This is a genomic window from Saccharopolyspora rhizosphaerae (assembly GCF_003931915.1).
GTDB classification, from domain to species: domain Bacteria; phylum Actinomycetota; class Actinomycetes; order Mycobacteriales; family Pseudonocardiaceae; genus Saccharopolyspora; species Saccharopolyspora rhizosphaerae.
Genome location: NZ_RSAA01000035.1, coordinates 595,162 through 619,375 on the forward strand (window position 1 = coordinate 595,162; position 24,214 = coordinate 619,375).

The window sequence follows — 24,214 nt, forward strand, 5'->3', positions numbered from 1 at the left end:
ACGGTCGCCCGAAGCGCCGTTTTCGTCCCTTACCTTCCCTTTACCTAAACCCAAATGTTCGAGTACCTGACCTTCCGAGTGCCACGATGCGACCGGAATGCCCGAATACCAGTTATCGCAAAAGTGGAGGTCACCTGTGACCGCGTCGACTCAGCAACCTCGCCAGAACGGTCAGGAGCAGCTCCTCACCCCGGGTGAGGTCGCGGCGCTCTTCCGGGTCGACCCCAAGACCGTGACCCGATGGGCCACCGCGGGCCGGATCGGTTCCATCCGCACCCCCGGTGGTCACCGTCGCTTCCGCGAGTCTGAGGTCCGCACCCTGCTGGCCGAGCTGACCAACGACGTCGACCGCACAGCCTGACCGACCGGTCCGGCAGCGGGGCACGTCCCGAGCGGCGCGTACGCGACGCGGCGGAGCTCGACCCACTTGCCAACCCCTCGTGGTGAGTGCTCGCAGCCACCGCAGCGGAGCGCCGAAGAGCAGTCGCACCAGCCGAGAACCACCGCACCACGTCGACGACCACGGGGCGGCCGGCCGATGACGACCGCCGCCCCTGGTGACGGCCCGCACTCCCGCGAGGCGTCACCAGGGGCCCGCTCGCCACCGGACACGTTCGGACGAGGACAGCACCCACTCCGATTGGGCTAACCTCGGAAGCAGAACGTTTGGAGGTGGCCACGATGATCTATGCCCTCGCCGCGATCGGCGCGATCACCATCGCTGTGCTGATGTGGAAGGCGTTCGGTCCGGAGGTCGCCGCCACAGCGCGTCCCCGGCGAACCCCCGTCGCTCCCGACGACGACCCGGAGTTCCTGCGGAAGTTGGCCGAGCAGCAGCGCAACAACGAACGCCCAGCAGAAGAGGATTGAATCGCGTTCCTCCTGAGCACTCGTCTTCTCAGCGGTGCGGGCGGCAGAACCTGAGCGGCTCCGTGGACTCCGTGCGCCACTCCTGATGCACGCCGCCAGTGCACGGCGTCGCGGCGTACTCGCCACGAAGCCGCTCAGAACCTGCGGCGGTGCGAGGTGAGTCCCACACCTGACGACGCGGCTGCCGCCGCGAGCCGCCTCAAGCCTGCGGCCGTGCGCGCTGAGGGCCACGCCTGGCTCAGGTGCACCGCCGCAGTGGTCGATTGGCGCTAGGCCTGTCGGCCTGGGGCGTGGGGGAAGTCGTCCGCTACCACTGCTGCCAGTTCCAGGAGCGCCATGCGGGTGGGGGCGGCCAGCTGGTCGAGCTCAACCTCGGCGCCCTCCTCCAGGTGCGGGTCGAACGGGATCCGCGCGACGGCGCGGCAGCGCGCCGCGAAGTGCGCGCCGAGCTTGTCGACGTCGACCTTCCCCGAACCCGGGCGGACGGAGTTGATCACGGCCACCGAGCGGGCCACCAGCTCGCCGTAGCCGTGGGCGTCCAGCCAGTCCAGGGTTGCCGAGGCACTGCGGGCTCCGTCCAGCGAGCTGGAGGAGACGATGACAAGCGAGTCGGCGACGTCGAGCACGCCCTTCATGGCCGAGTGCATCAGGCCGGTGCCGCAGTCGGTGAGCACCACGTTGTAGAAGTGCTCCAGCAGCGTCACGGTGCGCCGGTAGTCGTCCTCGCTGAACGCCTCGGAGACCGCAGGGTCCTGCTCGCTGGCGAGGATCTCCAGCCTGCTCGGGCCCTGCGAGGTGTAGGAGCGGACGTCGCTGTAGCGGCGGATCCGGTGCGCGTCGCGCAGCAGGTGCCGGACGGTCGCGGTGGTCTCCAGCGGGATCTTCTGGCTCAGCGTGCCGCGGTCCGGGTTCGCGTCGACCGCGATGATCCGGTCACCGCGCAGGGAGGCGAACGTCGCGCCGAGCGTGGCGGTGGCCGTGGTCTTGCCGACGCCGCCCTTGAGGCTGAGCATCGCGATCTTGTAGCAGCCCTGCAGCGGCTGGTTGACCCGTGTGATGAGCTCCCGGCGCCGCCGGTCCGTCGGACCCTCGCCGAGGTTGATGGTCTTGCCGCTGGCCAGGTACACGGCCTTGCGCCACCCGGACTGCGGCGGGCGCTTGGTCGGCCGCAGCAGCTGCGCGGAGGACAGGTCCGGGTTCGGCGGCGGGCCCTGCTGGGGGCCGCCCTGCACCGGGCCCTGCTGCGGGTACGGCTGACCCGTCGGGAACGGGCCCGAGGGGCCGCCGGCCACGGGCGCGTACGGGCTCACCGGGACGGGCCCGGAGCCGCCCTGGGACACCGGGTGCGGACCGGAGACCTCGTAGGGACCGGACTGCGCCCCCGGGTGGCCAGGCCACTGCTGCTGCGGCTGCTGCTGCGGCTGCGGGCCGGACTGGGACGGGTCGGGGTACACCGGCGCTCCGCTCGGGTAGTACGGCTGCGGGGTGTCCGCGACCGGGTAGGGGCCGGAACCGTCGGGCTGCGACGGGTCCACGTACGAGGGTTCGGGGTGCTCGGGCACCGGCTTCGGCTGCTGCGGCCGGGTTTCCGGTTCGGTGTAGGAACCGGCGCCGTTCTTGCCCTCAGCCTCGGCGCCGTCCGCCTGCGGCGCGACGGCACCGACGTCCCGCCGCGTCTCGGGCTCTTCGTGCTGTCCCGTCACCGTCGCCGTCCCTCCCACGTTCGCGTCGAGCGGTGCACCACTTCAGCTGTGGAACCTAGTCCCACCTGCACCCCCAGTCACCATAGGTGGCGGGTAGGCGCCTGCGGACACCGAACGCGATTCACGCCACGACTGCGAGCGAACGCGCCGTCGCGGCCGTGCGAACGCCGGATCGGGTGCCGTCAGGAACCCGGGACACCGGCGTAGGAGTGCAGGCCCGCGACGACGAGGTTGACGAAGAACAGGTTGAAGATCATCACGGCCAGGCCGAGGACGTTGATCCACGCCGAGCGCACCCCGCGCCAGCCCGCGGTCGCACGCGCGTGCAGGTAAGCGGCGTAGACGATCCACGCGATGAACGCGCAGGTCTCCTTGGGGTCCCAGCCCCAGAAGCGGCCCCAGGCGGCCTCCGCCCAGATGGCGCCGGCGATGATCGCGAACGTCCACACCGGGAAGATGATCACGGTGGCGCGGTAGGCCATCCGGTCCAGCGCTTGGCTGGTGGGCAGCCGCGAACCGACCTTCGTCATCTTCAGCGGGTTGTTCTCGTACCGGGAGCGCAGCAGGTAGAGGACGCTGGCGACACCGGCGAACATCAGCGCACCGCTGGAGACGATCGCGGCGGCGACGTGGATGACGATCCAGTACGACTGCAGCGCCGGCTGCAGCGGTGCGGCCTCGGCGTAGAGCACGGTGCCGGACAGGAACAGCAGCAGCGTCACCGGCAGCATCAGGAAACCGCCGAGCCCGCGCAGCTGGGCCGGGGTGGCCTCGCGGCGGGCGGTGCGCAGCTGCCGGAACAGCACGATCAACCAGGCCAGCACGGCGGCCAGGCAGATCGCCGAGCCGAACTCGTACATGTTGCCCCACGGCACCCGCTCGGTGGCCAGACCGCGGGTCAGCAAGGACCCGAAGTGCACCAGCGCGCCGAGCACGGTCATCGACACGGCCATGCCGCCCAGGCGCTCGGCCATCGGCCGCTTCGGCTGGGACGGGACGTGACCGACGACGTCCTTCGCCCCGGTGGACCCGGCCGACTTCTCGGCCCCGACCAGCGCGGTTTCCTTGGCCTTGGCGGCCGTGGCGACCCGGCCGAGGGCGAACTCGCCGAAGTACAGCAGCATCGCGGCGATGTAGATGACCACCGAAGTGGCGTAGGCCATGTCGCTGTAGTTGGACAGCGTCTCGTTGACCGGCATCAGCTCTTCCTTTCGCGCGCGGTCCCAGCGTCCGCGCGGGGCTGGGGCGAGTGGTCGACATCCGCACCGAGCAGGTCGTCGGCGATCCGGGCGAACTCCTCGCCGTACCCGGCCTGGTCGGTGCGGGCGAGCCCGCCGACCTCGACAACAGTACGTGCGGCGGGGCTTTCACCGGATTCCGGGTGCGGTGCGACCCGCACCCAGACGCGCCGGCGCTTGATGATCAGGGAGGTGCCGAGCCCGAAGATGATGAGCACCGCGAAGCCCAGCACCCACGTCTGGAACGGGTCGTGCGAGACCTGCAGGTTCGCCCAGCGCTCGACGCCGTCGAAGCGGACCGTGGTGCCGTCGTCGAGGCGGATCTCCTCGCCGACGCGCACGTTCTCGCGCGCCACGCGCTGGAGCCTGCCCTGCTCGACCATCCGCTGGTCCACGCCGAAGATCGACTGGCCGCGCCCGGAGTCCAGCCCCAGGTCGCCGCGCATCACGTCGATGGCCGCGGCCGGGTCCAGCAGGTCGGGGAAGCTGGAGCTCAGCACCTTGCCGTCGAGGGCGGCGGTCGGCGCGAACAGGCCCGTGATGGCCAGCTGGTTCTGCCTGCGCTGGACCTCGTCGGTGACGCCGGGCGGGTCGAACTTGGTGGCGCCCTGGGAGAGCATCGTCTGCGGCGACATCGGCTGCCACTGCACGAGCCCGGTGCGCTGCTGGCCGTCGGGCCAGGTGACGGTGAACCGGGGCGCGTAACCGTTGCCGGTCAGGTAGACCCGGTCGCCCGCGGTCCGCAGCGGGTGGTTGACCTGCAGCGTGTACGGCTTCCAGGAGTTGCTCGTCAGGTCCTCGCCGGACTGGTACTGCATGCCCACGCGGTAGCTGCCCACCTGGCCGTTGGGCTGGTAGTCGACGTCGAAGTCGTCGACCTTGACGCAGAACGGGGACAGCTGGGTGCCGTCGACCGACAGTCCGGCGCGGAACGAGTCGTAGTTGTAGGTGCCGGAGTTGCAGAACTCAGAGCCGTCGGCCATCACGATGACCTGGCCCTCGTAGCCGTAGAGCTTGCCGCCCGCGAGACCGACCAGCAGCCCGACCAGCGCGAAGTGGAAGACCAGGTTGCCGACCTCGCGCAGGTACCCGCGCTCGGCGCTGATCGAGCGGCCGCCGTCGGCCTCCTCGTGCTCGACCGTTCGCCAGCCGCGCAACCGCCTCCGGGCGGCGGCGATCGCTTCGTCGACGGAGGTGTCGTCGAGGGTCTTCTCGGCGTGGTGCGGCAACCGGGACAGGTTGCGCGGAGTCCGGACCGGCTTGGCGCGCCACTGCTTGTAGTGCTCCCAGCAGCGCGGCAGCAGGCAGCCGATCAGCGAGATGAACAGCAGGACGTAGATCGAGGCGAACCAGACCGAGCTGAACACCTCGAACATGCCGACCTCGTCGAGGATCGGCGCGAGCTCGGGGTACTCCCGGAAGTACCGGTCCACTTCGGACTGGTTCAGCGAGCGCTGCGGGATCAGCGCACCCGGCAGCGCGGCCATGGCGAGCAGGAACAGCAGCACCAGGGCGGTGCGCATGGAGGTCAGCCCGCGCCAGGTGTTGCGCAGGAAGGCGAGAGCGGTCGTGACGTGTTCGCGCATCAGATCGGCGTTTCGAAACCGGCGATCGGGCCACGAAGCATCGAGATCAGCTCTCCCCACAGACCGGTGACGAGCAGCAAGCCCACCACCACCAGCAGCACTCCACCCGCGATCTGGATCGCGCGTCCACGTCGCCGCAGCCAGCCGGCGCTGCGCACCGCCCAGCGGGCGCCCAGCGCCAGCACCACGAACGGAACACCGAGGCCGACGCAGTAGGCGAGCACCAGCAGGAACCCGCGCAGCGCGGTGCCGGTGTCCACATCGGTGCCCGCGGCGACCGAGATGACGCCCACCAGGGTCGGGCCCAGGCACGGCGTCCAGCCCAGGCCGAACACCGCACCGAGCAGCGGCGCGCCCCACACCCCGGCGCTGGGCACGCGGTGCACGCGCACGTCGCGCTGCAGAGCGGGGACCAGCCCGAGGAACACCAGGCCCATCGCGACCGTGACGACGCCGCCGATGCGCTGCAGCAGCAGCTCGTTGGTCAGCAGAGCGTCGGACAGGCCGAGCAGCAGCAACGCTCCCGCGGCGAACACGACGCTGAAACCGGCCACGAACAGCAGCGCGGCACCGGCCACCCGCCAGCGGCCGCGCCGGTCCTGCTCGGTCTCGGCTTCGTCGACCGGCGGCGCGTCGGCCCCCACCACACCGGCGAGGTACGCCAGGTACCCGGGGACCAGCGGGACCACGCAGGGCGACGCGAAGCTGATCGCCCCGGCGAGCGCCGCGACTGCCGCCGCGAACAGCAGCGGTCCGGACGCGGCGAGCTCGGTGGGGTTCACGCTTCGAGGGTAGGAAAGCCGACGTCGCCCTCACGCACCGGGCTCGGTGAGCCGGCCCACGAATGCCCTGGTGGAGGCGGTCCGCACGCACGGTCCGCGCGGCCGGAGGACGTTGGTCCCACCGATTTCAGGACCAAGATCCCCGCTGCGGGAGACAAGCATCACACGCTGAGCGGCGCACTTGCCGCCCGCGTGAGGGCCGTCACCGCCGAGCGGCAGCTCCCCCTACGCGGCCGGTTCGGCGGCGATCTTCTGCACCTCCGGCAGGAGGTCGCTCTCCAGCATCTCGGTGAGGAAGATCGCCGCGACGCGGTGCTGGCGGTCCAGCACGATCGTCGCCGGGACCGTGCTGCGCGGGAACTGGCGCAGCGAGAGCAGCGTGCGCCCGGCCGGGTCGAAGATCGACGGGTAGGTCAGCCCGCGGTCGCGGTGGAAGTCCGCCGCGGCGCTCTGGTTGTCCCGGACGTTGATCCCGAGGACCTGGACGCCTTGCGGGCCCAGCTTGTCCTGCACGGCCTGCAGGTCGTCGGCCTCGGAGCGGCACGGCCCGCACCACGAGCCCCAGACGTTGAGCACCACGACCTGGCCCGGGAAGTCCTGGATGCCCGTCTGCTTGCCCGGGGTCAGCAGGTCGTCGCCGGACAGCGAGCTGATCCGGCCCCGCTCGGCGGCGGGGTAGAAGATGCGGGTCTGCCCGCCGGGCGAGACGAAGGTGAACTCGCCGCCCGCCTTGTTCGCGTCGTCGCCCTGGGTGGCGCAGCCACCGACCAGCACCAGCGCGGCCGTGATCAGGCCGAGCCGTTGGAGAAGCTTCCTCATGCGCCCGTCACTCTCGGATCGGTGCCACCGGCGGGTTCCACGTAGGCCACCCGCACCAGTTCTTCGCCGCGGAACACCAGCGTGGTCAGCGAGGCCAACGAGCACTGGCGCCGCCGCGGGTCGTGCCACATCGGCTTGCCCTCGACGTAGCGGCGCAGCGTCCAGATCGGCAGCTGGTGGGAGACGCACACCGCCTCCCGGCCGGCCACCGCGGCGCGAGCGCGGTGCGCGGCGCCGAGCATCCGGTGCGCGATCTCCAGGTAGGGCTCACCCCACGAGGGCGCGAACGGGTTCCACAGCTTCGGCCAGTGCCGGGGCGAGCGCAGCGCACCGTCGCCGACCGAGACCTTCAGTCCCTCGAAGCGGTTGTCGGCTTCGATGAGCCTGTCGTCGGTGGCCACCTCGGTGCCGAACATGTCGGCCAGCGGCCGGGCGGTCTCCTGCGCGCGCTGCAGCGGAGACGCGATCACGCGGGCGATGTCGTGCCCGGAGAGGAACTCCGCGACGAGCTTGGCCTGCCGTTCGCCCTTGTCGGACAACCGGTACCCGGGCAAGCGGCCGTAGAGGACGCCCTCGGGGTTGTGCACCTCCCCGTGTCGCAGGAAGTGCACGAGCGTCTTCTCACCCCGGGGCTCGCTCATTTCGACGCCTCCGGTGCGGTCGCCGCGGCCGCCGCACGCGCGGCGTGCGGGAGGGCCTCGGCGATCTGCTCGAACGCCGCGTCGTCCATCGCGGCGTTGACGAACCAGGTCTCGAAGGCGCTCGGCGGCGGGTAGACGCCGCGCGCCAGCAGCTCGTGGAAGAACGGCGGGAACCGCCAGGTCTGCTGGCCCTGCGCCTGCTCGAAGGTGTGGACCGGTGTCTCGCTGAAGAAGACGCTGAGCATGTTGCCCGCCGAAGCGATCTGGTGCGCCACGCCTTCGGCGTTGAGCGCGTCGCCGATCAGCCCGCGCAGCCGGTCGGCGTTGCGGTCGAGCGCGGCGTAGACCGAGGCGTCGGCGGCGCGGAGGTTGGCGAGACCGGAGGCGACGGCGATCGGGTTCCCGGCCAGCGTGCCCGCCTGGTAGACGGGTCCTGTCGGCGCGAGCCGCTCCATGACGTCCGCGCGACCGCCGAAGGCCGCGGCCGGCAGACCGCCGGACATGACCTTGCCGAAGGTGTAGAGGTCACCGGCGACGCCGTCGATGCCGAACCAGCCCGCGGACGAGACGCGGAAGCCGGTCATCACCTCGTCCATGATCAGCAGGGCGCCGTGCGCACTGGTCAGCTCCTCGAGACCGGCGTTGAAGCCGGGCACCGGGGCGACCGTGCCCATGTTGCCCGCCGCGGCTTCGGTGATCACGCAGGCGATCTCGTCGCCCTGCTCGGCGAAGACCTGCCGCACGGCCTCGAGGTCGTTGTAGGGCAGCACGAGGGTGTCGGAGGCCTGCGCGCCGGTGACGCCCGGCGAGGCTGGCAGGCCCAGCGTCGCGACCCCGGATCCGGCGCTGGCCAGCAGCGCGTCCACGTGGCCGTGGTAGCAGCCGGCGAACTTGACGATCTTCTGCTTGCCGGTGAAGGCGCGGGCGAGCCGGACGGCGCTCATGGTCGCCTCGGTGCCGGAGTTGACCAGGCGGACCTGCTCGACGGGCTCGACCCGGTTGATGATCTCCTGCGCGAGGTCGATCTCACCGACGCTGGGCGTGCCGAACGACGTGCCGTGGACGGCGGTGTCGCGCACAGCGGAGACGACGTCGGGGTGCGCGTGCCCGTTGATCATCGGGCCCCAGGACGACACCAGGTCGACGTAGCAGTTGTCGTCGGCGTCCCACAGGTAGGCGCCCTCGCCGCGGACCATGAACCGCGGCGTGCCACCCACGGACTGGAAGGCGCGGACGGGCGAGTTGACGCCGCCGGGCGTCACCTCCTGGGCACGCTCGAACAGCTGCCGCGACTGCGGAGCCGGATCGTCGTGCCGGGTCGTAGCGGAGTTCGCAGAAGCTGTCACGCCCTCCAGTTTGACACTCCCGGAGATGTGGGCGGGCGCACCCCGACCCCCGCCCACGACGACGTCACCTCGGAGCACGGTGCTCGGTCCCTGCTCAGAGCTGGTCAGCAAGCGCTGCCGCGACGCGTTGCGCGGGCACGCGTCGGGAGCGGCGCACGGAGCCGCTCAGGGCCCTGGCTTCGTGCGCAGCCCTCAGTCGCGGGCTGCGCGGGTGGCGAGGCCGACCTGGCGGGTGGCGTCGATGAGCAGCAGACCGGCGGTGGTCGCGGCGATCGCGGAGCCGGCGAGCCAGCTGCCGAGGGAGCGGGTCACCACGTCCTCGGTGCCGTGCGGCCCGGGCAGGTGGATGGTCACCACGCCTCGGCCCCAGGCCCACCAGGCGAGCAGCACGAGCGCGACCGCGGCGACCAGTTCGACCCCGGCCACGGCCGCTCGCCACGGCTGGTTGAGCCGGCCACCGGCGCGTTCCGGTCCGGCGTCGCCGTCGAGCTTCGGCCCGTCGGCGGGCCACGGTTCGGCAGTCGTCACGGCGGAAAGCGTCTCACACAGCGCCGTCGACGAGGACCGACCTGATCAGGTCGGCGCGCGAGGCACCGGAGGGCCGCGCCTGCCCCCGTGATCTCCAGGAGGGCCCACCTCGCTGGTCACGGACTGACGACTACAGCTCGGACTTCTCCCCGACCAGCTTCGCGAGCTCCTCGGACAGCACCTCCGAGTTCCGCGCCCAGGCCAGCACGACGGTGTCGTCGTCCAGCCGCAGCGGGATCTCGCCGGTGCCCTTCGGAACGGTCCAGCTGCCGCCGAGCACCCTGGCGCCGACGGGCGCCCCCACCTCGCGCACCGCGGTGATCCGGTCGGTGGCGAGCTGTTCCCTGCCGAGCACCAGTTCGGACCGGGTCAAGCTGACCGCGAGCAACCGGCGCCTGCCGTAGGCCCAGATGGCCGCGGCGACGGCGAGTGCGAGTCCGACGAGGACCCACATCGCCACGTTCCGCGGGCCGAGCGTCAGCTGCTCCACGACCAGCCCCAGCGCCGCGAACACCGGTCCCCACAGCACCGGCCACCAGCTGCTGCCGCGTTCGGAGTACAACACCGGGTCGCTCATCGCTCTCCCGTCAGCCACTCGGAACTCTGCCGCGCCCACATCAATACGGTTCCGGCGACGCCGAGCGCAAGCAGCAGGAGGGGGATTCCGACACCGGCACCCGAGGCGATCATCAGCACCAGGTGCGCGGCCGCGAGCACCGTGAGCACCAGCCGCGCCCACGCCGTGCGGCGGAACACGAGCGAGCCGAGCACCAGGTAGGCAGCGGCCAGCACGCTCCCGACAACGGTGTTGACCACCAGCAGCCGGGTCTCGAGGGCGGGGTCGGTCCAGGCCAGCCCGGTCTCCAGCAGCAGGAGCAGGGCCAGGACCCACCACAGCACGACCGCGGTGCGCAGCGGTTTCGGCGGTGCCATCAGTACCGGCCGCTCGAGGCGTCGAAGTAGGCGTTGGACCGCGACACGAAGACCAGCACCACGAAGGCGACCGTCCCGAGCGCGCCGAGCCCGCCCTGGACGTAGCTCAACGCGTAGTAGGGACCGGGCAGCGCGTCGCCCTCGGCCATGCCGGCCGCCATCCCACCGGAGGCGAGGGTGCCCAGGCTCGACATCGCCCAGACCCCGGCGAAGATCGTCAGCGTGACGCGCGCCCAGTTGCGCCCCGCGCGGAGCTTGAAGCCGAAGGCGATCCACAGACCGGTCAAGATCAGGTAGAAGATCGTCAGGATGATGAAGAAGACCATCATCACGCCGTTGACCGCGGAGGTCATCTCCGCCGCGAGCTCGTCGTCCGCACCTCCGCGCACCGAGTCGGTCACCCAGCCCTGCAGCTGCAGGTAGCTGACCACGTTGAGCACGGTGACCAGCAGCGGGAGCACCACGGCGATCCAGAACGCGGTCTCGACGGTGGCCGGCCGCTGCGGCAGCGCCATCTCGTGCACGGGCACCGGCGGCGCGCTGAACGGGTTCTGCGGATGCGGCTGGAACCCACCCGGGGGCTGCTGCGGGACACCACCGGACGGAGTCCCCGGCTGCGGAGGATCGCCCTGTTGCCAGGGGTTGTGGGGATAGCTCACGGGCGAACCCTAGGAAGGCCCGATCACCGCTGTCCACCGGTTCAGGTCAAGTGCCGCGAACTCGACACGTCGGTCGCCGTCGCCCACCGACGACGCCGAAGTCCTCCCGGACGTCGTGCGCGTCCTCCTGGCGGCACTCCACGCCGACCAGCAGTCCCGGCGGCGCTCAGCGGGGTTGGAAGTAGCGGTTCGCGTCGCCGGTGTAGGCGTAGATGACCGTGGCCGCGATGGCGGCGAGTTGGAGGACGGCCACCAGGGCCGTGACGATCGACGTGGTGGCGCCGCCGATGACCGTGGGGACCGTCAGCAGGAACCAGAGGGCGCCGACCACCGTGATCACGATGCGGGCCCAGTTGCGGCCGTTGCGCATGAAGACCAGGAACATGATCCACAGGCCCGCGAGGACCAGGCAGAACACCGCCACGACCGCGAGCGTCACCCGGAACAGCGCGCGGGCCTCGTCGAGCGTGAGCGTCCGCTGCCCGGTCGCGCCCGCCTGGTCGAGGACGACCTGCAGCTCGGCGTCGTTGATCGAGGCGAACGACATCGCCAGCATCACGAACCCGATGACCGGGCAGGCGATGCCGGCCCAGAACGCGAGGTCGACCGTGCGGGGGCGTCCGGGAGGCCCTCCCGGCGGAGGTGGCGGAGCGGCACCGTACGGGTTGACTGCGTCGGGCGGCGTCACCGGGCCAGACTAGGAACGGCCCGGCGGCGTGTCCACCGGAACGTCACAGCACGGTGCGCGGCGGCTGCGAACGGCGACCGCGGTTCTCCCGGACGTACCGGTTGGACTCCGGCCGGTACATGAACACGATCGCGGCGACCTCCACGGCCGCGACGAGCACCGCGAACACCACGTCGACCCCGCTCACGGTCATCCCGGTGAGCTGCTTGATCAGCGCCGGGCCGACCAGCGTCACCGTCAGCACGGTGACCACCGCGTTGAGCGCGCCGAACCCGCCGAACACCGTCAGCGTCACCCGGGCCCACTGCCGGGCCTCGAGCATCCGCCTGCTCAGCAGCACGTACACCATCAGCGTCAGCGCCTTGAACATGAAGGTGAACATGATGCCGCTGTTAGCGGCGGCGTCCAGGTCGGTCTGGGTCATCTCCGGCTGCAGCTGGCGCAGCTCGGTGATCAGCCGCTCCCGGTCGAGCAGCTGCACGAACGCCTGCACCACGCCGACGAGCACGGAGGCGATCCAGAGCCAGCGCGCGATCTGCAGGGTCTGCGGCGGCTGCGGAGGTTCCGGCGGCTGTTCCGGTCGTCCGAAGGCGTCCACCCGCTGCTCCACGTCGGTCATCCGCGCGCGTCCTGCAGCCACTGCGCGGCTTCGGTCGCCCAGTAGGTGAGCACCACGTCCGCCCCCGCGCGGCGGATCGCGGTCAGCGTCTCCAGGACGGTGCGCTGCCGGTCCAGCCAGCCGTTGGCGACCGCGGCCTCGATCATCGAGTACTCGCCGGAGACCTGGTAGGCGGCGACCGGGACGTCGGCGACACCGGCGATGTCCCGCAGCACGTCCAGGTAGGACATGGCCGGCTTGACCATCACCATGTCGGCACCCTCGGCCAGGTCCAGGTCGGCTTCCCGCAGGGCTTCGCGGCCGTTGGCCGGGTCCTGCTGGTAGGTCTTGCGGTCACCCTTCAGCTGCGAGTCGACGGCCTCGCGGAACGGGCCGTAGAAGGCCGAGGCGTACTTCGCGGAGTAGGCCAGGATCGACACGTGGTCGTGGCCGGTGGCGTCCAGCGAGTCGCGGATCACGCCGACCTGGCCGTCCATCATGCCGCTCGGCGCGACCACGTGAGCCCCGGCCTGCGCCTGCACCACGGCCATCTCGCCGTAGACCTGCAGCGTGCGGTCGTTGTCGACGTGGCCGTCCTCGTCCAGCAGGCCGCAGTGGCCGTGGTCGGTGAACTCGTCGAGGCACAGGTCCGCCATCAGCACGGTGCTGTCGCCGACCTCGGCGCGCAGGTCGCGCAGCGCGACGTTGAGGATCCCGTCGGGGTCGACCGCGCCCGACCCGACCGCGTCGTGCTGCTCCGGCACGCCGAAGAGCATCAGCCCGCCGACGCCCGCGCTGACCGCCTCGACGGCGGCCTTCTTCAGCGAATCGCGGGTGTGCTGGACGACTCCCGGCATCGACCCGATCGGCATCGGCTCGGAGGCACCTTCGCGGACGAACATCGGCAGCACCAGGTGCCGCGGCTCCACGGAGGTCTCGGAAACCAGCCGACGCACCGCCGGGTTGCGGCGGAGTCGACGGGGACGGCTCGTCGGATACATGTCTGCGGCTCCCCAAGCTGACTCGGCGGGGTGACACCCCGAGCGTAGCCACCACCGGAACCCGCGATCCGCAGGGCTCACCCCACCGGTGACCGAACGCTCACCACCACGTGATCTCCGCCCCCGCGCGGGGGGCGGAACGCCGAAGGGCGCCTCCCCGGCGGAGAGGCGCCCTTCGTGGCGGTGATCAGCTGCGGCGGGCCCGCTTGGCCTTGCGCGGGGGCGGCAGAGCGCCTTCCGCGCGCAGCCGAGCCGCGTGGGCCGCGAGGGCGTCGACCAGCTCCTCGACCCGGGGGGCTTCGGGCTGGACGTCGACCCGCAGGCCGAACTCCTTCGCCGTCTCGGCCGTGTTCGGGCCGATGCAGGCGACGAGGGTGCGGGCGTGCGGCTTGCCGGCGATGCCGACCAGGTTGCGCACCGTCGAGGACGAGGTGAAGCAGACGGCGTCGAAACCACCGGTCTTGATCATCTCGCGGGTCTCGGCCGGCGGCGGCGCGGCGCGGACCGTGCGGTAGGCCGTCACGTCGTCGACCTCCCAGCCACGCTCCTGCAGACCGGCCGACAAGGTCTCGGTGGCGATGTCGGCGCGCGGCAGCAGCACCCGGTCCACCGGGTCCAGGACGTCGTCGTGCGGCGGGAACTCCTGCAGCAGGCCCTCGCTGGACTGGTCACCGGAGGGCAGCAGCTCGGGGATGATGCCGAAGGCGCGCACCTTCTCCGCGGTGGCCTCGCCGACGCAGGCGATCTTCACGCCGGAGAACGCGCGGGCGTCCAGGCCGAACTCCTCGAACTTCTCCCACACCGCCCGGACCGCGTTCGCCGAGGTGAACACGACCCACTGGTAGCGGCCGTCGACCAGGCCCTTGACCGCGCGCTCCATCTGCGCGGGGCTGCGCGGCGGCTCGACGGAGATGGTCGGCACCTCGTGCGAGACGGCGCCGTGCGACCACAGCCGCTCGCTCATCACACCGGCCTGCTCCTTGGTGCGCGGCACCAGGATCTTCCAGCCGTACAGGGCGCGGGACTCCCACCAGGACAGCTTGTTCCGCTCGGAGACGACGTCGCCGATCGTCACCACCAGGTGGCCCTGCAGCTCACCGGCGTCGGCGGCCAGCGAGGCCAGCGTGGTGTCGATGGTGCGCTGCTGCACCGTGGTGCCGGACGCGGTCACCGCGACCGGGGTGGTCGCCGGACGGCCGTGCTCGACCAGCCGCGAAGCGGCCTCCGCGAGGTGGCTGCCGGTGGTGTGCAGCACCAGCGCGCCGGGCACGCCGGCCAGCGCCTGCCAGTCGGCGTCACCGCGGACGTCGACCTCGGTGTGCACCGCGCCCAGCGCGATGCCGGCGTAGGCCGGGACCGCGCTGCCGGCAGCGACACCGGGGATGACGTCGAACGGCGCCTCGGTCTTGGCGACCTCCTGCGTCTCGCGGACCACCGCGTCAGCGGTCAGCGGGTCGCCGGCGACCAAGCGCACGACGTTGCGACCGGTGTCGGCCTCGTTGGCCAGGTCCTTGGCGACGTCGGCCGGGTCACCGACGGCGGGGCGGACTTCCGCCCCCTCGGCGGCCAGCGCGACGATGTCGGAGGGTACGTCCGGGTCGGTCACCAGCACCGAAGCGCGGGCGATCACGTCCCGGCCCCGAACGGTGAGCAGTCCCGCGTCACCGGGACCGGAGCCCACGAAAGCAATCCGTCCGGGGGTCTTACGTGCTCGGGTCATCAGGGCACTCCCCATCAACTACTGCCGGGGCCGCTGAGCAGTGCGGCCCGGGCTTCGAGCAGCTCGTCGGCCAGTTCCAGGCCCAGCTGCTCTGCGGCGGTCGTCTCTCCAGTGGCGGAAGCGCGGACCAGCACGTCGTCGTCGGTCGCTACCACCCCACGCAAGGACAGGCGCAGCGCCACGCGCCCGTTCTCGTCGAGGTCCTCCACCACTTCGGCCAGCGCGCCGACCGGCGCGTGGCAACCGGCTTCGAGCCGGGCCAGCACAGCGCGTTCGGCGGCAACCGCGGCGCGGCTGGCCTGATCGTCCAAAACGGACTGCAGCAAGTGCTCTGTGTCCACGTCTTCGACGCGGCATTCCACTGCGAGCGCACCCTGGGCGGGCGCGGGCAGCATCTGCAGCGGATCGAGCGATTCCGTGATCACCGAAAGCCGGCCCACCCGGGCCAGCCCGGCGCGGGCGAGGACGACGGCGTCCAGCTCGCCGTCGGTCACCTTGCGCATTCGGGTGTCCACATTGCCGCGGATGCCCCGCACCTCCAGCCCCAGGCCGGAGGCCCGGAGCTGGCTGGCGCGGCGCGGCGAACCGGTGCCCACAACGGACCCCGGGGGCAGTTCGCCGAGTGTCAGACCGTCCCGCGCCACCAGCGCGTCCCGGGGGTCCTCCCGGACCGGGACAGCGGCCAGCGACAACCGGGGGTCTTGTTCGGTCGGCAAGTCTTTGCAGGAGTGGATCGCGACGTCGACCTCGTTGGCCGCGAGCGCTTCGCGCAGCGCGGAGGTGAACACACCCACGCCGATCTCGGCGATCGGAGCGGTCGACTGGTCACCAGGGGTCTCGACCGCGACCAGCTGCGTCGGGTACCCGGCAGCCTCCAGCTGCTCGGCGACCCACGTGCTCTGCGCCATCGCGAGCGCGCTGCCGCGGGTGCCGATCCGGAGAGTCTTGTTCAACGGTCCTCACCGTCCTGTTCCGCCCGGCCGCGCAGCAGCGCTTGGGCGACCGTGACCCCACCGGGGAGGTTCTCCTCGGCTTGCGGGGTGCCGATCACCGCAGCGGCCTGCGGGTCGAGCTCGAAGAGTTCGCGGAGGGCGTCGGCGTAGCCGGAGCCGCCCGGTTGCGACGCGAGTTGCTTGACGCGGACGGTCGGCGAGTGCAGCAGCTTGTCCACCACGCGGCGGACCGTGCGGTTGAGCTCCTCGCGGGTCGTCTCGTCGATGTCGGGGAGCCGCGAGTCCAGCCGCAGCAGTTCGCTGTCGACGACCTCGGCGGCGCGCTTGCGCAGCGCGGTGACCGTGGGGGTCACCTCGGCCGAGCGCTGCGCGGCGAGGTAGCCGCGCACCTCCTCGGCCACGACCTCGGCGGCCCGCTCGGACTCGTTGCCACCCTGCTTGGCGGACAGCCGCTGCTGCAGGCTGGCCAGGTCCACCACGGTGACGCCGGGCAGGTCGCCGACCTCGGCCGCGATGTCGCGCGGCAGACCGAGGTCGCAGCACAGCAGCGGCCGGTCGTCGCGGACGGTCATGGCGGCCGAGACGACCTCTTCGGTCACCACGGCACCGATCGCGCCGGTGCAGGCGACCAGGAGGTCCGCGGCGGCGATCGCGTCGGCCAGGCCCGAGAGGTCCGCGGTGCCCGCGTCGACGCCGTCGGCGCGGAGCGACTCGGCCAGCCGCTCGCCGTTGGCGGCGGTGCGGTTGGCGATGACGATGCGGCCGATGCCGGAGCGCTTGAGCTGCGCGGCGGTGAGCCCGCCCATCGAGCCGGCGCCGACCAGCAGCGCGCTCTTGCCGGCGAGCCCGTCGAGCGCGGCCTCGGCGTCGGCGAGGGCTTCGGAGACGACCGAGGCACCCTCGTTGTCGATGCCGGTCTCGCTGTGCACGCGCTTGCCCACGCGCAGCGCCTGCTGAGCGAGCTCGTGCAGCGTCTTGCCGACGGTGCCGCGCTCGTCGGCGGTGCCGTAGGCCTGCCGCAGCTGGCCGAGGATCTGCGCTTCGCCGACGACCATCGAGTCCAGCCCGGCCGAGACCGAGAACAGGTGCTCGACGGCCGCACCGGCGTAGTAGACGTAGAGGTGGTCGGCCAGCTCGCCGACCTCGGTACCGGAGTGCCGCGACAGCACGGCCGTCACGTCGTCCAGGCCGCCGTGGAAGGTCTCGGCCAGCGCGTAGATCTCGACCCGGTTGCAGGTGGAGATCACGAACGCCTCGGCGATGTGCTCGCGCATGACGAGCTCGTCGAGGATCTTGCCGATGTCCCCGCCACTGATGGCGACCCGCTCCAGGACCCGGACCGGGGCGCTGTGGTGGGAAATGCCGACGGTGAGCAGGTTCACAGCCGTTCCACCATCCTGTTCGCCGAATCGATCTCTCCCGGAAGCCCTGCGCCGCCGCCCGGCGGACCTCCGTCGGAGGACGCAGCACCGTCGACCGCGTTCGCGGTCTCCTGCTGCCTGCGGGCCACGTGGAAGGACAAGATCTGCATCTCCACCGCCAGGTCGACCTTGCGCACCTCGACGTGCTCGGGGACCTGCAGCACGATCGGGGCGAAGTTGAGGATGCACGTCACGCCACCGGCGACCAGGCGGTCGCAGACCTCCTGCGCGCCCTGAGCGGGGGTGGCGATGACGCCGATGGTGACCTCGCGCTCGAAGCACACCTCGACGATGTCGTCGATGTGGCTGACCGGGATGCCGCCGACCGGCACGCCGACCAGGTCGTCGTCGAGGTCGAACAGCGCCGAGACGGGGAACCCGCGGCTCGGGAACCCGCCGTAGTTGGCCAGCGCGTGCCCGAGGTTGCCGATGCCGACCACGGCGACGCTGTGCTTGCGGGTCAGGCCGAGCGTCCGCTCGATCTGACCGATCAGCACCTCGACCTCGTAGCCAACGCCGCGGGTGCCGTAGGAGCCGATGTAGGAGAGGTCCTTGCGCAGCTTGGCGGAGTTGACGCCGGCCGCGGTGGCGAGCTCCTCGCTGGAGACCGTGGTGATGCCCTGCTCGGCGAGCGAGGACAAGGCTCGCAGGTAGACGGCGAGGCGTGCGACTGCCGCTTCCGGGATGGAACGGGCGCGCTCGCGAGCCGCCGGGACCTCGATCGCGGCCCCGTTGGCGTCGGCCACGTTGGCGTCCGGGGTCCGCGGGGACGCAGCGGTCCGAGCAGTCGCCTGCCCGTCTCCTTCTGGCACGTCCGCTCCTTGGGCCGTCACGCTGGATCTCCCTCGCCTGCTGGTGGTCTGCCCCTCGGGCGGCATCGATGTGGGACGAACACCGGGGAAGCGGTGAGACGGAACCACCCGATCCGCCGATCCGCGCCGGAGAGCCCGGCGGGGAGTTCCGGCGGCACGACCCCTACACCGTAGCCATTTGTGAATGCATGCACAAAGTCGGCCGGGGCCAGCGCACCGGTGGCGCAAACCTTCACCGCCATCATTCCGGATACCCCCCTGAAGTGCCAAAACGGGTGGTACAGGGCACGTGAGCCACGTCGCCCGGCCGCGAACCGGCTCAGCTGCGCAGCGCGCGCCGCAAGCGCTCTTCCTCGACCTTCCAGAAACCGTGCTCGACTCCATCGATCAAGATCACCGGGACCCGGTCGCCGTACTCCGCGCGCAGTTCGGAGTCGGTGTCGACGTCGCTGACCGACCAGCCGACCCCCAGCTCACCGCAGATCCGGCGCACGTCGGCGATCGCGTCGTCGCAGGCGTGGCAGCCCTCCCGGGACATCACGGTCACCTCGTGCACGGCGCCTCCTCGGCAGGCTGGTTCGACTCTTCGGCCGTTCCAACGTACTCAGCCCGCGACCCCGCCGAGACCGGGCTCGGCCCCTCGATCTCCGAGGTTGGGTGGGGAAAATCACCCGGCGTGATCAGGCTGCTGCCCCCTGGCCAACACGCAGAGCGATCGAACCGTCACCGGTTTGAGCTACCTACTTATGAGTAGCAACACGTATGCTGCTCCTCCAACGCCCACCTCGGTGGGAGTCGACCAGTCGAGTGAAGGCCCGATCGAGCGGTACCGGCGCAACCCGTCGACCCTGATCGGTCCCCGGATCAGGTGCCCGTCACGGGCACGACGACATGGTCGCCGGCCCGGTGCGTCCCCGTACCACCACGGTCGGTGAAGCCAACGAAGGCAGGAGGTCGCCGGAGATGAGCAGCCCGAAGACGCTCGCACCCCCCGCCCCCGACACCGCAGGCCGCCCTCACCACGTCGCCACGCGCTCGGTGGGCCCACCGGACGGCCGGACCGCTGAGGCGAGCACCCCTCCGTGGGCTGCACCCGACACCTGGGCCTACGTCAGCGCGGCCCAGCAGGGCGACAACGACGCCTTCGGCAGGCTCTACGACGAGTACTCGCACACCGTCTACCGGTACGTGCTGTTCCGGGTCAGCGACCACTGCCTGGCCGAGGACATCACCAGCGAGACGTTCCTGCGCGCGCTGCGCCGCATCGCCTCGATCAGCTACCAGGGCCGGGACGTGGCGGCCTGGTTCATCACGATCGCCAAGAACCTCATCCTCGACCACATCAAGTCCAGCCGGAACCGGCTCGAGGTCCCGACCTCCGAGATCACCGACCACCTGCCCGCCAAGGGCCCGCACGTCGGCCCCGAGCACCAGGTGCTGCTCGACGCCGCCAACAGCGAGCTGATGCAGTGCATCCGCCAGCTCAACCCCGACCAGCGGGAATGCATCCAGCTGCGGTTCCTGCAGGACATGTCTGTGACCGAGACCGCCATCGCCATGCGGCGCAACGAGGGCGCCGTGAAGGCCCTCCAGCACCGCGCAGTCCGCCGGCTGGCGCAACTCCTGCCCGACGATCTCCGCTAGTGCTTGCCGATCCCGGCGGAGGTGCGCAATCGTGGCGCGAGCGAGGTCTTAAGCTAGGGGGACGCCGACCCCGACCGGGTCGGCCCAGCACACGACCACGGACTTCGCACACACCACTCCGGAGGAACCCCGGGAGGCGCGGCGGTGCCGACACGGCAGGGCTCGGCCGATGACGCGGACCAGAACGGCATGCGCACGTCCAGCACAGAGCAGATCGACAGCGCGAAGGTAGCGGGGCGCGCCTCGGCCAAAGCGGCCGTCGCCGCCGCGCCGGTCCAGGACGCCACGCTCACCACACCGCCGGACCTGACCGCGGCGGCGTTCTTCGACGTCGACAACACGATGATGATGGGCGCCTCCCTGTTCCACTTCGCCCGGGGTTTGGCCGCCCGCAAGTTCTTCAACGCCGGGGACCTCGCCGGCTTCGCCTGGCAGCAGCTCAAGTTCCGGGTCGGCGGCCGGGAGAACCCGCAGGACATCCAGGCCAGCCGCGAGCTGGCGCTCTCCTTCGTGGCCGGTCGCAGCGTCGAAGAGCTGGTGAACCTCAGCGAGGAGATCTACGACGAGCTGATGGCCGACCGGATCTGGGCGGGCACCCGCGCGCTCGCGCAGATGCACCTCGACGCCGGTCAGCGGGTGTGGCTGGTGACCGCGACCCCGGTCGAGCTGGCTTCGATCATCGCCCGGAAGCTGGGCCTGACCGGCGCGCTGGGGACCGTCTCCGAGAGCGAGGACGGCGTCTACACCGGCAGGCTGGTCGGCGAGATGCTGCACGGCCGGGCCAAGGCGCACGCGGTGCGCGCCATCGCCGCCAGCGAGGGCTTGGACCTGCGGCGGTGCACTGCCTACTCGGACTCGGCGAACGACATCCCGATGTTGTCCGTGGTGGGCACGGCCGTGGCGGTCAACCCCGACCAGCGGCTCCGCGAGATCGCGCGCGCCCGCGACTGGGAGGTCCGGGACTTCCGCACCGGCCGCAAGGCCGTCCGCATCGGCCTCAACTCCGTGCTCGGAGCCGGTGCCGCTGCGGGTGCCGTCGCCGCGGGCATGGCCTACCGCCGCCGCGACCGCTCCTGACGAGCACCGGAGCCGCTACGGCGCAGCGGGGCTCACGACGAGATGTTGACCATCCAGTTGATCCCGAAGCGGTCGGTGCACATGCCGAACTCGTCGCCCCACATCTGCTTCTCCAGCGGGACGTGCACCTGGCCGCCCTCGGCGAGCTTGATGAAGTAGCCGCGGAGCGCGTCGGCGTCGTCCGCCTCGCCGCTGATGCTGATCGAGAAGTTGTTGCCGGTCTGCATGGTCATGTCCGGCGGGGCGTCCGCGGCCATCAGCGTGAAGCCGAGCTGCGTGGTCAGGTTGCCGTGCATGATCTTGTCCGCCAACGGGCCGTCCGACTGTCCGAACTGCCCGTAGGTGTTCAGGGCCAGGTCCCCTCCGAGCACGGAGTGGTAGAACTCCAAGGCCTGCCGGGCATCGCCGCCGAACTGCAGGTACGGGTTGAGCTTCGCCACCGGGATCGCCTCCAGCCGTAGGGGTGCGGGGCCCGGCGCGGCGGCATCCCCGTCCGTCGCGCCGGGCCCCGCTCTCCATCCTCGTGGTCCGGTGGCGGCTCGCGCAGCCCCGAGGGCTCGGCATCATCGGACCGGGTGGACCTCAGCCGAAGAAGACGCTCGTGCGCTGGGAGAGGATCCGGTACAGCGTCTGCTGGATGGTCTCCCGGACCTGGTCGGACAAGCTGAACACGAGCATCGGGTCGTCCGCCGCGCCTTCCGGGTACCTGGCGGTCTCGATCGGCTCGCCGAACTCGATGTACCACTTCGACGGCAGCGGCACCGTCCCCAGCGGCCCGAAGTGCGGGAACAGCGGCGTCACCGGGAAGTAGGGCAGGCCCAGCAGCCGGGCGATCGGCTTGAGGTCCGCCAGCTTCGGGTAGATCTCCTCGGCCCCCACGATCGAGCAGGGCACGATCGGCGCGCCCGTGCGCAGCGCCGCCGAGACGAAACCCCCGCGGCCGAAGCGCTGCAGCTTGTAGCGGTCCTTGAACGGCTTGCCGATGCCCTTGAAGCCCTCAGGCCACACGCCCACCAGCTCGCCGCCGGTCAACAGCCGCTCGGCGTCCGGGTTGCAGGCCAAGGTGTGCCCCGCCTTGCGCGCCAACGATCCCAGCATCGGCGTCCGGAACAGCAGGTCCGCGCCCAGCATCCGCAGGTGCCGCTGCGCCGGGTGGTGGTCGTGCACGGCGACCGTGGTCATCAGCGCGTCCCACGGCAAGGTGCCGGAGTGGTTGGCCACCACCAGCGCACCCGTCTCGGGCACGTTGTGCACGCCGATGGCGTCCACCCGGAACCACTTCTCGTAGAACGGGCGGACCAGGCGCAGCAGGACCTCGTCGGTCAGCTCCTCGTCGAACCCGAACTCGTCGACCTCGTAGTCACCGAGCAGGCGACGCCGGGCGAAGGCGAGCACGTCGATGACCGCCTCCTCCCACCCGGGCTCGCCGGGGGCCGGAGGAACGTGGTCGCCGTCCTCCGGTCGCAACGGGATCACCTGCGCATCGGCCATCGCGCCTCCGCCTCTCACCGCAGCCTCGTCAGCAGTTCCCCGGCACGCCGTTCCAGCGCCGTGATCGTCTCCGGTTCCACCACCGGCCGCAGTCCGCGCCCGCGCACGAAGTCGTCGAACGCCTGCTGGGTGGTCCAGCGCGGGGTGAAGCCGAAGGTCTCACGGAGCCTCGTGGTGTCCAGCACCCGCCCGAAGTTGAGGAAGCGCAGCTGCTCCGGCGAGAAGTCCACCAGCCGGGCGCTGCGGAACAACTGCGTCACCGCCGGGACCGTGGGGCTCGGCAGCGGCAGCGCCACCCGGCCCGCACGCCGGATCGCCTGCGAGAGCATGAGCACGCCGTCACCGGCGACGTTGTAGACACCGGTCTTGTCGCCGAGCGTCGCGCGCTCCAGCACGGCCAGCGCGTCCTCGGAGTGCAGCAGCTGGAAGCGCGCGTCGAAGCCGAGGACGGTCGGCACGACCGGCAGCATGAAGTAGCGGGCCAGCATCGCGTCGATCCGCGGCCCGATCAGGTTCGAGAACCGCAGCGTGGTGATGTCCACGTCGGGCCGGCGGCGACCGAAGCCGCGCACGTAGCCCTCGATCTCCACCGCGTCCTTGGCGTAGCCGGACGACGGCAGGTCCTTGGGTTCGACGTCCTCGGTGAACACCGCGGGATCACGCGAGCTCGAGCCGTAGACGGCGCAGGTGGAGCGCACCACGACCTTGCGGACCCGCGGCGACTGCTGGCACGCGGCCAGCAGCTGCATGGTGCCGATGACGTTCATGTCCTTGAGCGTCGCCCGGCCACCCGGACCCGTGTGCGTGTTGATCGCCGCGTGCACCACGGTGTCGACGCCAGCGTTGTTGATGACCTTGCTGATCAGCGGGTTCCGGATGTCGGCGCGCACGAACTCGGTGCGTCCCATCCGCCGCAGCAGGTCGCGGCCGGGCTGCACGGTGTCCACACCCAGCACTCGCTCGATCGACGGATCAGCCGCCAGCCGCGCAGCCAGGTGGCCGCCCAGGAAGCGGCTCACACCGGTCACGAGCACGACGTTCGGCCCCATGGATCCCCCCGCGCAGTCGAAGGAGCGCCGCCCGAGATCGATGCTACAGGCGCAACCGCCGACTCCCGGGTTGACCGGGCGGCGCCGGGATGGGCCGAACGAGGAAGAACCGCCGTCGACATCGGAGGTCGACGGCGGTTCTCAGATCACTTGCCCAACTTGCGACGCTGGACCCGCGTCTTGCGAAGCAGCTTGCGGTGCTTCTTCTTGGACATGCGCTTGCGACGCTTCTTGATGACCGAGCCCATGCGGACTCCTTCACTCTTGACGGCGGTTCGAACGTCTTCCGTGCCGGAGCAGCTGCCAGGAGCGCATCAGGCACGACCAACCCAAAACTTTACCTGCCCTGCTCGCCGGGCTGCCGCCGTGGTCCGGCGAGCACGTTCCGACCGCCCCCGGGCGCTCCTGGGGGTGATCGACGCGGACGGGCTCAGCCCGCGTTGTAGTAGGCGTGCTCCAGGTAGGCGTGGACGTCCTTCTCGGCGACCCGGAACGAGCGGCCCACCCGAGCGGCAGGTAGCTCACCGGCGTGGACCAGCCGGTACACCGTCATCTTCGACACCCGCATCAGCTTGGCGACCTCGGCAACGGTGAGGAACCGCACCTGGCCCATGCTCGGCGGTGCCTGCTGGCTGGGTTCGGAGTTCGCAGACAT

General features: G+C 71.1%; 28 protein-coding genes. 4 read left to right on the forward strand and 24 right to left on the reverse strand.

Translation table 11 applies throughout. From position 1 onward, the window contains the following. The first annotated feature begins 136 nt into the window (after positions 1-136). Positions 137-361 (forward strand): BldC family transcriptional regulator, encoded by a 225-nt coding sequence (locus tag EIL87_RS25750; RefSeq protein ID WP_125093142.1) that lies wholly within the window; start codon positions 137-139, stop codon positions 359-361. 320 nt (positions 362-681) lie between these two features. Further along, a complete protein-coding gene (locus EIL87_RS25755; RefSeq protein ID WP_125093143.1) occupies positions 682-870 on the forward strand; it encodes a hypothetical protein in 189 nt (62 codons plus the stop codon). Between the two features lie 269 nt (positions 871-1,139). Here EIL87_RS25755 and EIL87_RS25760 read toward each other — a convergent pair whose 3' ends face one another. The 19 genes from EIL87_RS25760 to EIL87_RS25850 form a co-directional block, all read right to left on the reverse strand. Beyond that, positions 1,140-2,573: an AAA family ATPase gene (locus EIL87_RS25760; RefSeq protein WP_199740611.1), complete on the reverse strand. Its 1,434-nt coding sequence runs from the start codon at positions 2,571-2,573 to the stop codon at positions 1,140-1,142. Between the two features lie 182 nt (positions 2,574-2,755). Further along, positions 2,756-3,772 (reverse strand): c-type cytochrome biogenesis protein CcsB, encoded by a 1,017-nt coding sequence (gene ccsB, locus EIL87_RS25765; protein WP_125093144.1) that lies wholly within the window; start codon positions 3,770-3,772, stop codon positions 2,756-2,758. Beyond that, the gene (gene resB / locus EIL87_RS25770; RefSeq protein WP_125093145.1) at positions 3,772-5,397 is read right to left on the reverse strand and encodes a cytochrome c biogenesis protein ResB; all 1,626 of its coding nucleotides are present in this window, start codon (positions 5,395-5,397) and stop codon (positions 3,772-3,774) included. Before resB ends, ccsB begins: the two co-directional genes overlap by 1 nt. After that, positions 5,397-6,179, reverse strand: coding sequence for a cytochrome c biogenesis CcdA family protein (locus EIL87_RS25775; protein WP_125093146.1), 783 nt, complete (start codon positions 6,177-6,179; stop codon positions 5,397-5,399). Before EIL87_RS25775 ends, resB begins: the two co-directional genes overlap by 1 nt. Positions 6,180-6,404: 225 nt before the next feature. After that, on the reverse strand, positions 6,405-6,998 hold the full coding sequence (locus EIL87_RS25780; RefSeq protein WP_125093147.1) for a TlpA family protein disulfide reductase: 594 nt from the start codon (positions 6,996-6,998) through the stop codon (positions 6,405-6,407). Then, the gene (locus EIL87_RS25785; protein ID WP_125093148.1) at positions 6,995-7,639 is read right to left on the reverse strand and encodes a histidine phosphatase family protein; all 645 of its coding nucleotides are present in this window, start codon (positions 7,637-7,639) and stop codon (positions 6,995-6,997) included. Before EIL87_RS25785 ends, EIL87_RS25780 begins: the two co-directional genes overlap by 4 nt. Beyond that, complete coding sequence (gene hemL / locus EIL87_RS25790) at positions 7,636-8,985, reverse strand: glutamate-1-semialdehyde 2,1-aminomutase (RefSeq protein WP_125093149.1); 1,350 nt, start codon at positions 8,983-8,985, stop codon at positions 7,636-7,638. The genes EIL87_RS25785 and hemL overlap by 4 nt, the downstream gene beginning before the upstream one ends. Positions 8,986-9,177: 192 nt before the next feature. Next, positions 9,178-9,513, reverse strand: coding sequence for a hypothetical protein (locus tag EIL87_RS25795; protein ID WP_125093150.1), 336 nt, complete (start codon positions 9,511-9,513; stop codon positions 9,178-9,180). Positions 9,514-9,643: 130 nt separating this feature from the next. Continuing rightward, positions 9,644-10,090 carry a DUF3093 family protein gene (locus EIL87_RS25800; RefSeq protein ID WP_125093151.1) on the reverse strand — a complete coding sequence of 149 codons (447 nt, stop codon included), beginning with the start codon at positions 10,088-10,090 and terminating at the stop codon, positions 9,644-9,646. Further along, positions 10,087-10,446 carry a hypothetical protein gene (locus EIL87_RS25805; RefSeq protein WP_125093152.1) on the reverse strand — a complete coding sequence of 120 codons (360 nt, stop codon included), beginning with the start codon at positions 10,444-10,446 and terminating at the stop codon, positions 10,087-10,089. Before EIL87_RS25805 ends, EIL87_RS25800 begins: the two co-directional genes overlap by 4 nt. Next, positions 10,446-11,105: a proline-rich domain-containing protein gene (locus EIL87_RS25810; protein ID WP_233576585.1), complete on the reverse strand. Its 660-nt coding sequence runs from the start codon at positions 11,103-11,105 to the stop codon at positions 10,446-10,448. The genes EIL87_RS25805 and EIL87_RS25810 overlap by 1 nt, the downstream gene beginning before the upstream one ends. Positions 11,106-11,271: 166 nt before the next feature. Continuing rightward, a complete protein-coding gene (locus tag EIL87_RS25815) occupies positions 11,272-11,793 on the reverse strand; it encodes a hypothetical protein (protein WP_125093153.1) in 522 nt (173 codons plus the stop codon). A gap of 43 nt (positions 11,794-11,836) precedes the next feature. Continuing rightward, entirely contained in the window at positions 11,837-12,412 is a 576-nt protein-coding gene (locus EIL87_RS25820; RefSeq protein ID WP_125093154.1) for a hypothetical protein, read from the reverse strand. Continuing rightward, on the reverse strand, positions 12,409-13,392 hold the full coding sequence (hemB, locus tag EIL87_RS25825) for a porphobilinogen synthase (RefSeq protein WP_125093155.1): 984 nt from the start codon (positions 13,390-13,392) through the stop codon (positions 12,409-12,411). The genes EIL87_RS25820 and hemB overlap by 4 nt, the downstream gene beginning before the upstream one ends. 187 nt (positions 13,393-13,579) lie before the next feature. Further along, the gene (locus EIL87_RS25830; protein WP_125093156.1) at positions 13,580-15,112 is read right to left on the reverse strand and encodes a bifunctional uroporphyrinogen-III C-methyltransferase/uroporphyrinogen-III synthase; all 1,533 of its coding nucleotides are present in this window, start codon (positions 15,110-15,112) and stop codon (positions 13,580-13,582) included. A gap of 14 nt (positions 15,113-15,126) precedes the next feature. After that, positions 15,127-16,065: a hydroxymethylbilane synthase gene (hemC, locus tag EIL87_RS25835; protein ID WP_125093157.1), complete on the reverse strand. Its 939-nt coding sequence runs from the start codon at positions 16,063-16,065 to the stop codon at positions 15,127-15,129. Then, the gene (locus tag EIL87_RS25840) at positions 16,062-17,447 is read right to left on the reverse strand and encodes a glutamyl-tRNA reductase (protein ID WP_125093158.1); all 1,386 of its coding nucleotides are present in this window, start codon (positions 17,445-17,447) and stop codon (positions 16,062-16,064) included. Before EIL87_RS25840 ends, hemC begins: the two co-directional genes overlap by 4 nt. Further along, on the reverse strand, positions 17,444-18,319 hold the full coding sequence (locus EIL87_RS25845; RefSeq protein ID WP_125093159.1) for a redox-sensing transcriptional repressor Rex: 876 nt from the start codon (positions 18,317-18,319) through the stop codon (positions 17,444-17,446). Before EIL87_RS25845 ends, EIL87_RS25840 begins: the two co-directional genes overlap by 4 nt. A 298-nt stretch (positions 18,320-18,617) precedes the next feature. Continuing rightward, on the reverse strand, positions 18,618-18,836 hold the full coding sequence (locus EIL87_RS25850) for a glutaredoxin family protein (RefSeq protein ID WP_125093362.1): 219 nt from the start codon (positions 18,834-18,836) through the stop codon (positions 18,618-18,620). Between the two features lie 425 nt (positions 18,837-19,261). Here EIL87_RS25850 and EIL87_RS25855 point away from each other — a divergent pair, with 425 nt between their 5' ends. Together EIL87_RS25855 and EIL87_RS25860 are read left to right on the forward strand one after the other, a co-directional pair. Then, complete coding sequence (locus EIL87_RS25855; RefSeq protein ID WP_125093160.1) at positions 19,262-19,942, forward strand: sigma-70 family RNA polymerase sigma factor; 681 nt, start codon at positions 19,262-19,264, stop codon at positions 19,940-19,942. A 189-nt stretch (positions 19,943-20,131) separates the two neighbouring features. Further along, positions 20,132-21,019, forward strand: coding sequence for an HAD family hydrolase (locus tag EIL87_RS25860; RefSeq protein ID WP_125093363.1), 888 nt, complete (start codon positions 20,132-20,134; stop codon positions 21,017-21,019). 32 nt (positions 21,020-21,051) lie between these two features. On the opposite strand, the gene EIL87_RS25865 is transcribed toward EIL87_RS25860, so the two are convergent. From EIL87_RS25865 to EIL87_RS25885, 5 genes are all read right to left on the reverse strand, one after another. Further along, positions 21,052-21,459, reverse strand: a complete 408-nt coding sequence (locus EIL87_RS25865) for a VOC family protein (RefSeq protein ID WP_125093161.1) — start codon at positions 21,457-21,459, stop codon at positions 21,052-21,054. A 142-nt stretch (positions 21,460-21,601) separates the two neighbouring features. Next, entirely contained in the window at positions 21,602-22,510 is a 909-nt protein-coding gene (locus EIL87_RS25870) for a lysophospholipid acyltransferase family protein (protein WP_125093162.1), read from the reverse strand. 14 nt (positions 22,511-22,524) lie between these two features. Further along, the gene (locus EIL87_RS25875) at positions 22,525-23,559 is read right to left on the reverse strand and encodes an NAD-dependent epimerase/dehydratase family protein (protein ID WP_125093163.1); all 1,035 of its coding nucleotides are present in this window, start codon (positions 23,557-23,559) and stop codon (positions 22,525-22,527) included. 146 nt (positions 23,560-23,705) lie between these two features. Then, positions 23,706-23,807, reverse strand: a complete 102-nt coding sequence (locus tag EIL87_RS25880) for a 30S ribosomal protein bS22 (RefSeq protein WP_010241351.1) — start codon at positions 23,805-23,807, stop codon at positions 23,706-23,708. Between the two features lie 182 nt (positions 23,808-23,989). Further along, the gene (locus tag EIL87_RS25885; RefSeq protein ID WP_125093164.1) at positions 23,990-24,214 is read right to left on the reverse strand and encodes a helix-turn-helix domain-containing protein; all 225 of its coding nucleotides are present in this window, start codon (positions 24,212-24,214) and stop codon (positions 23,990-23,992) included.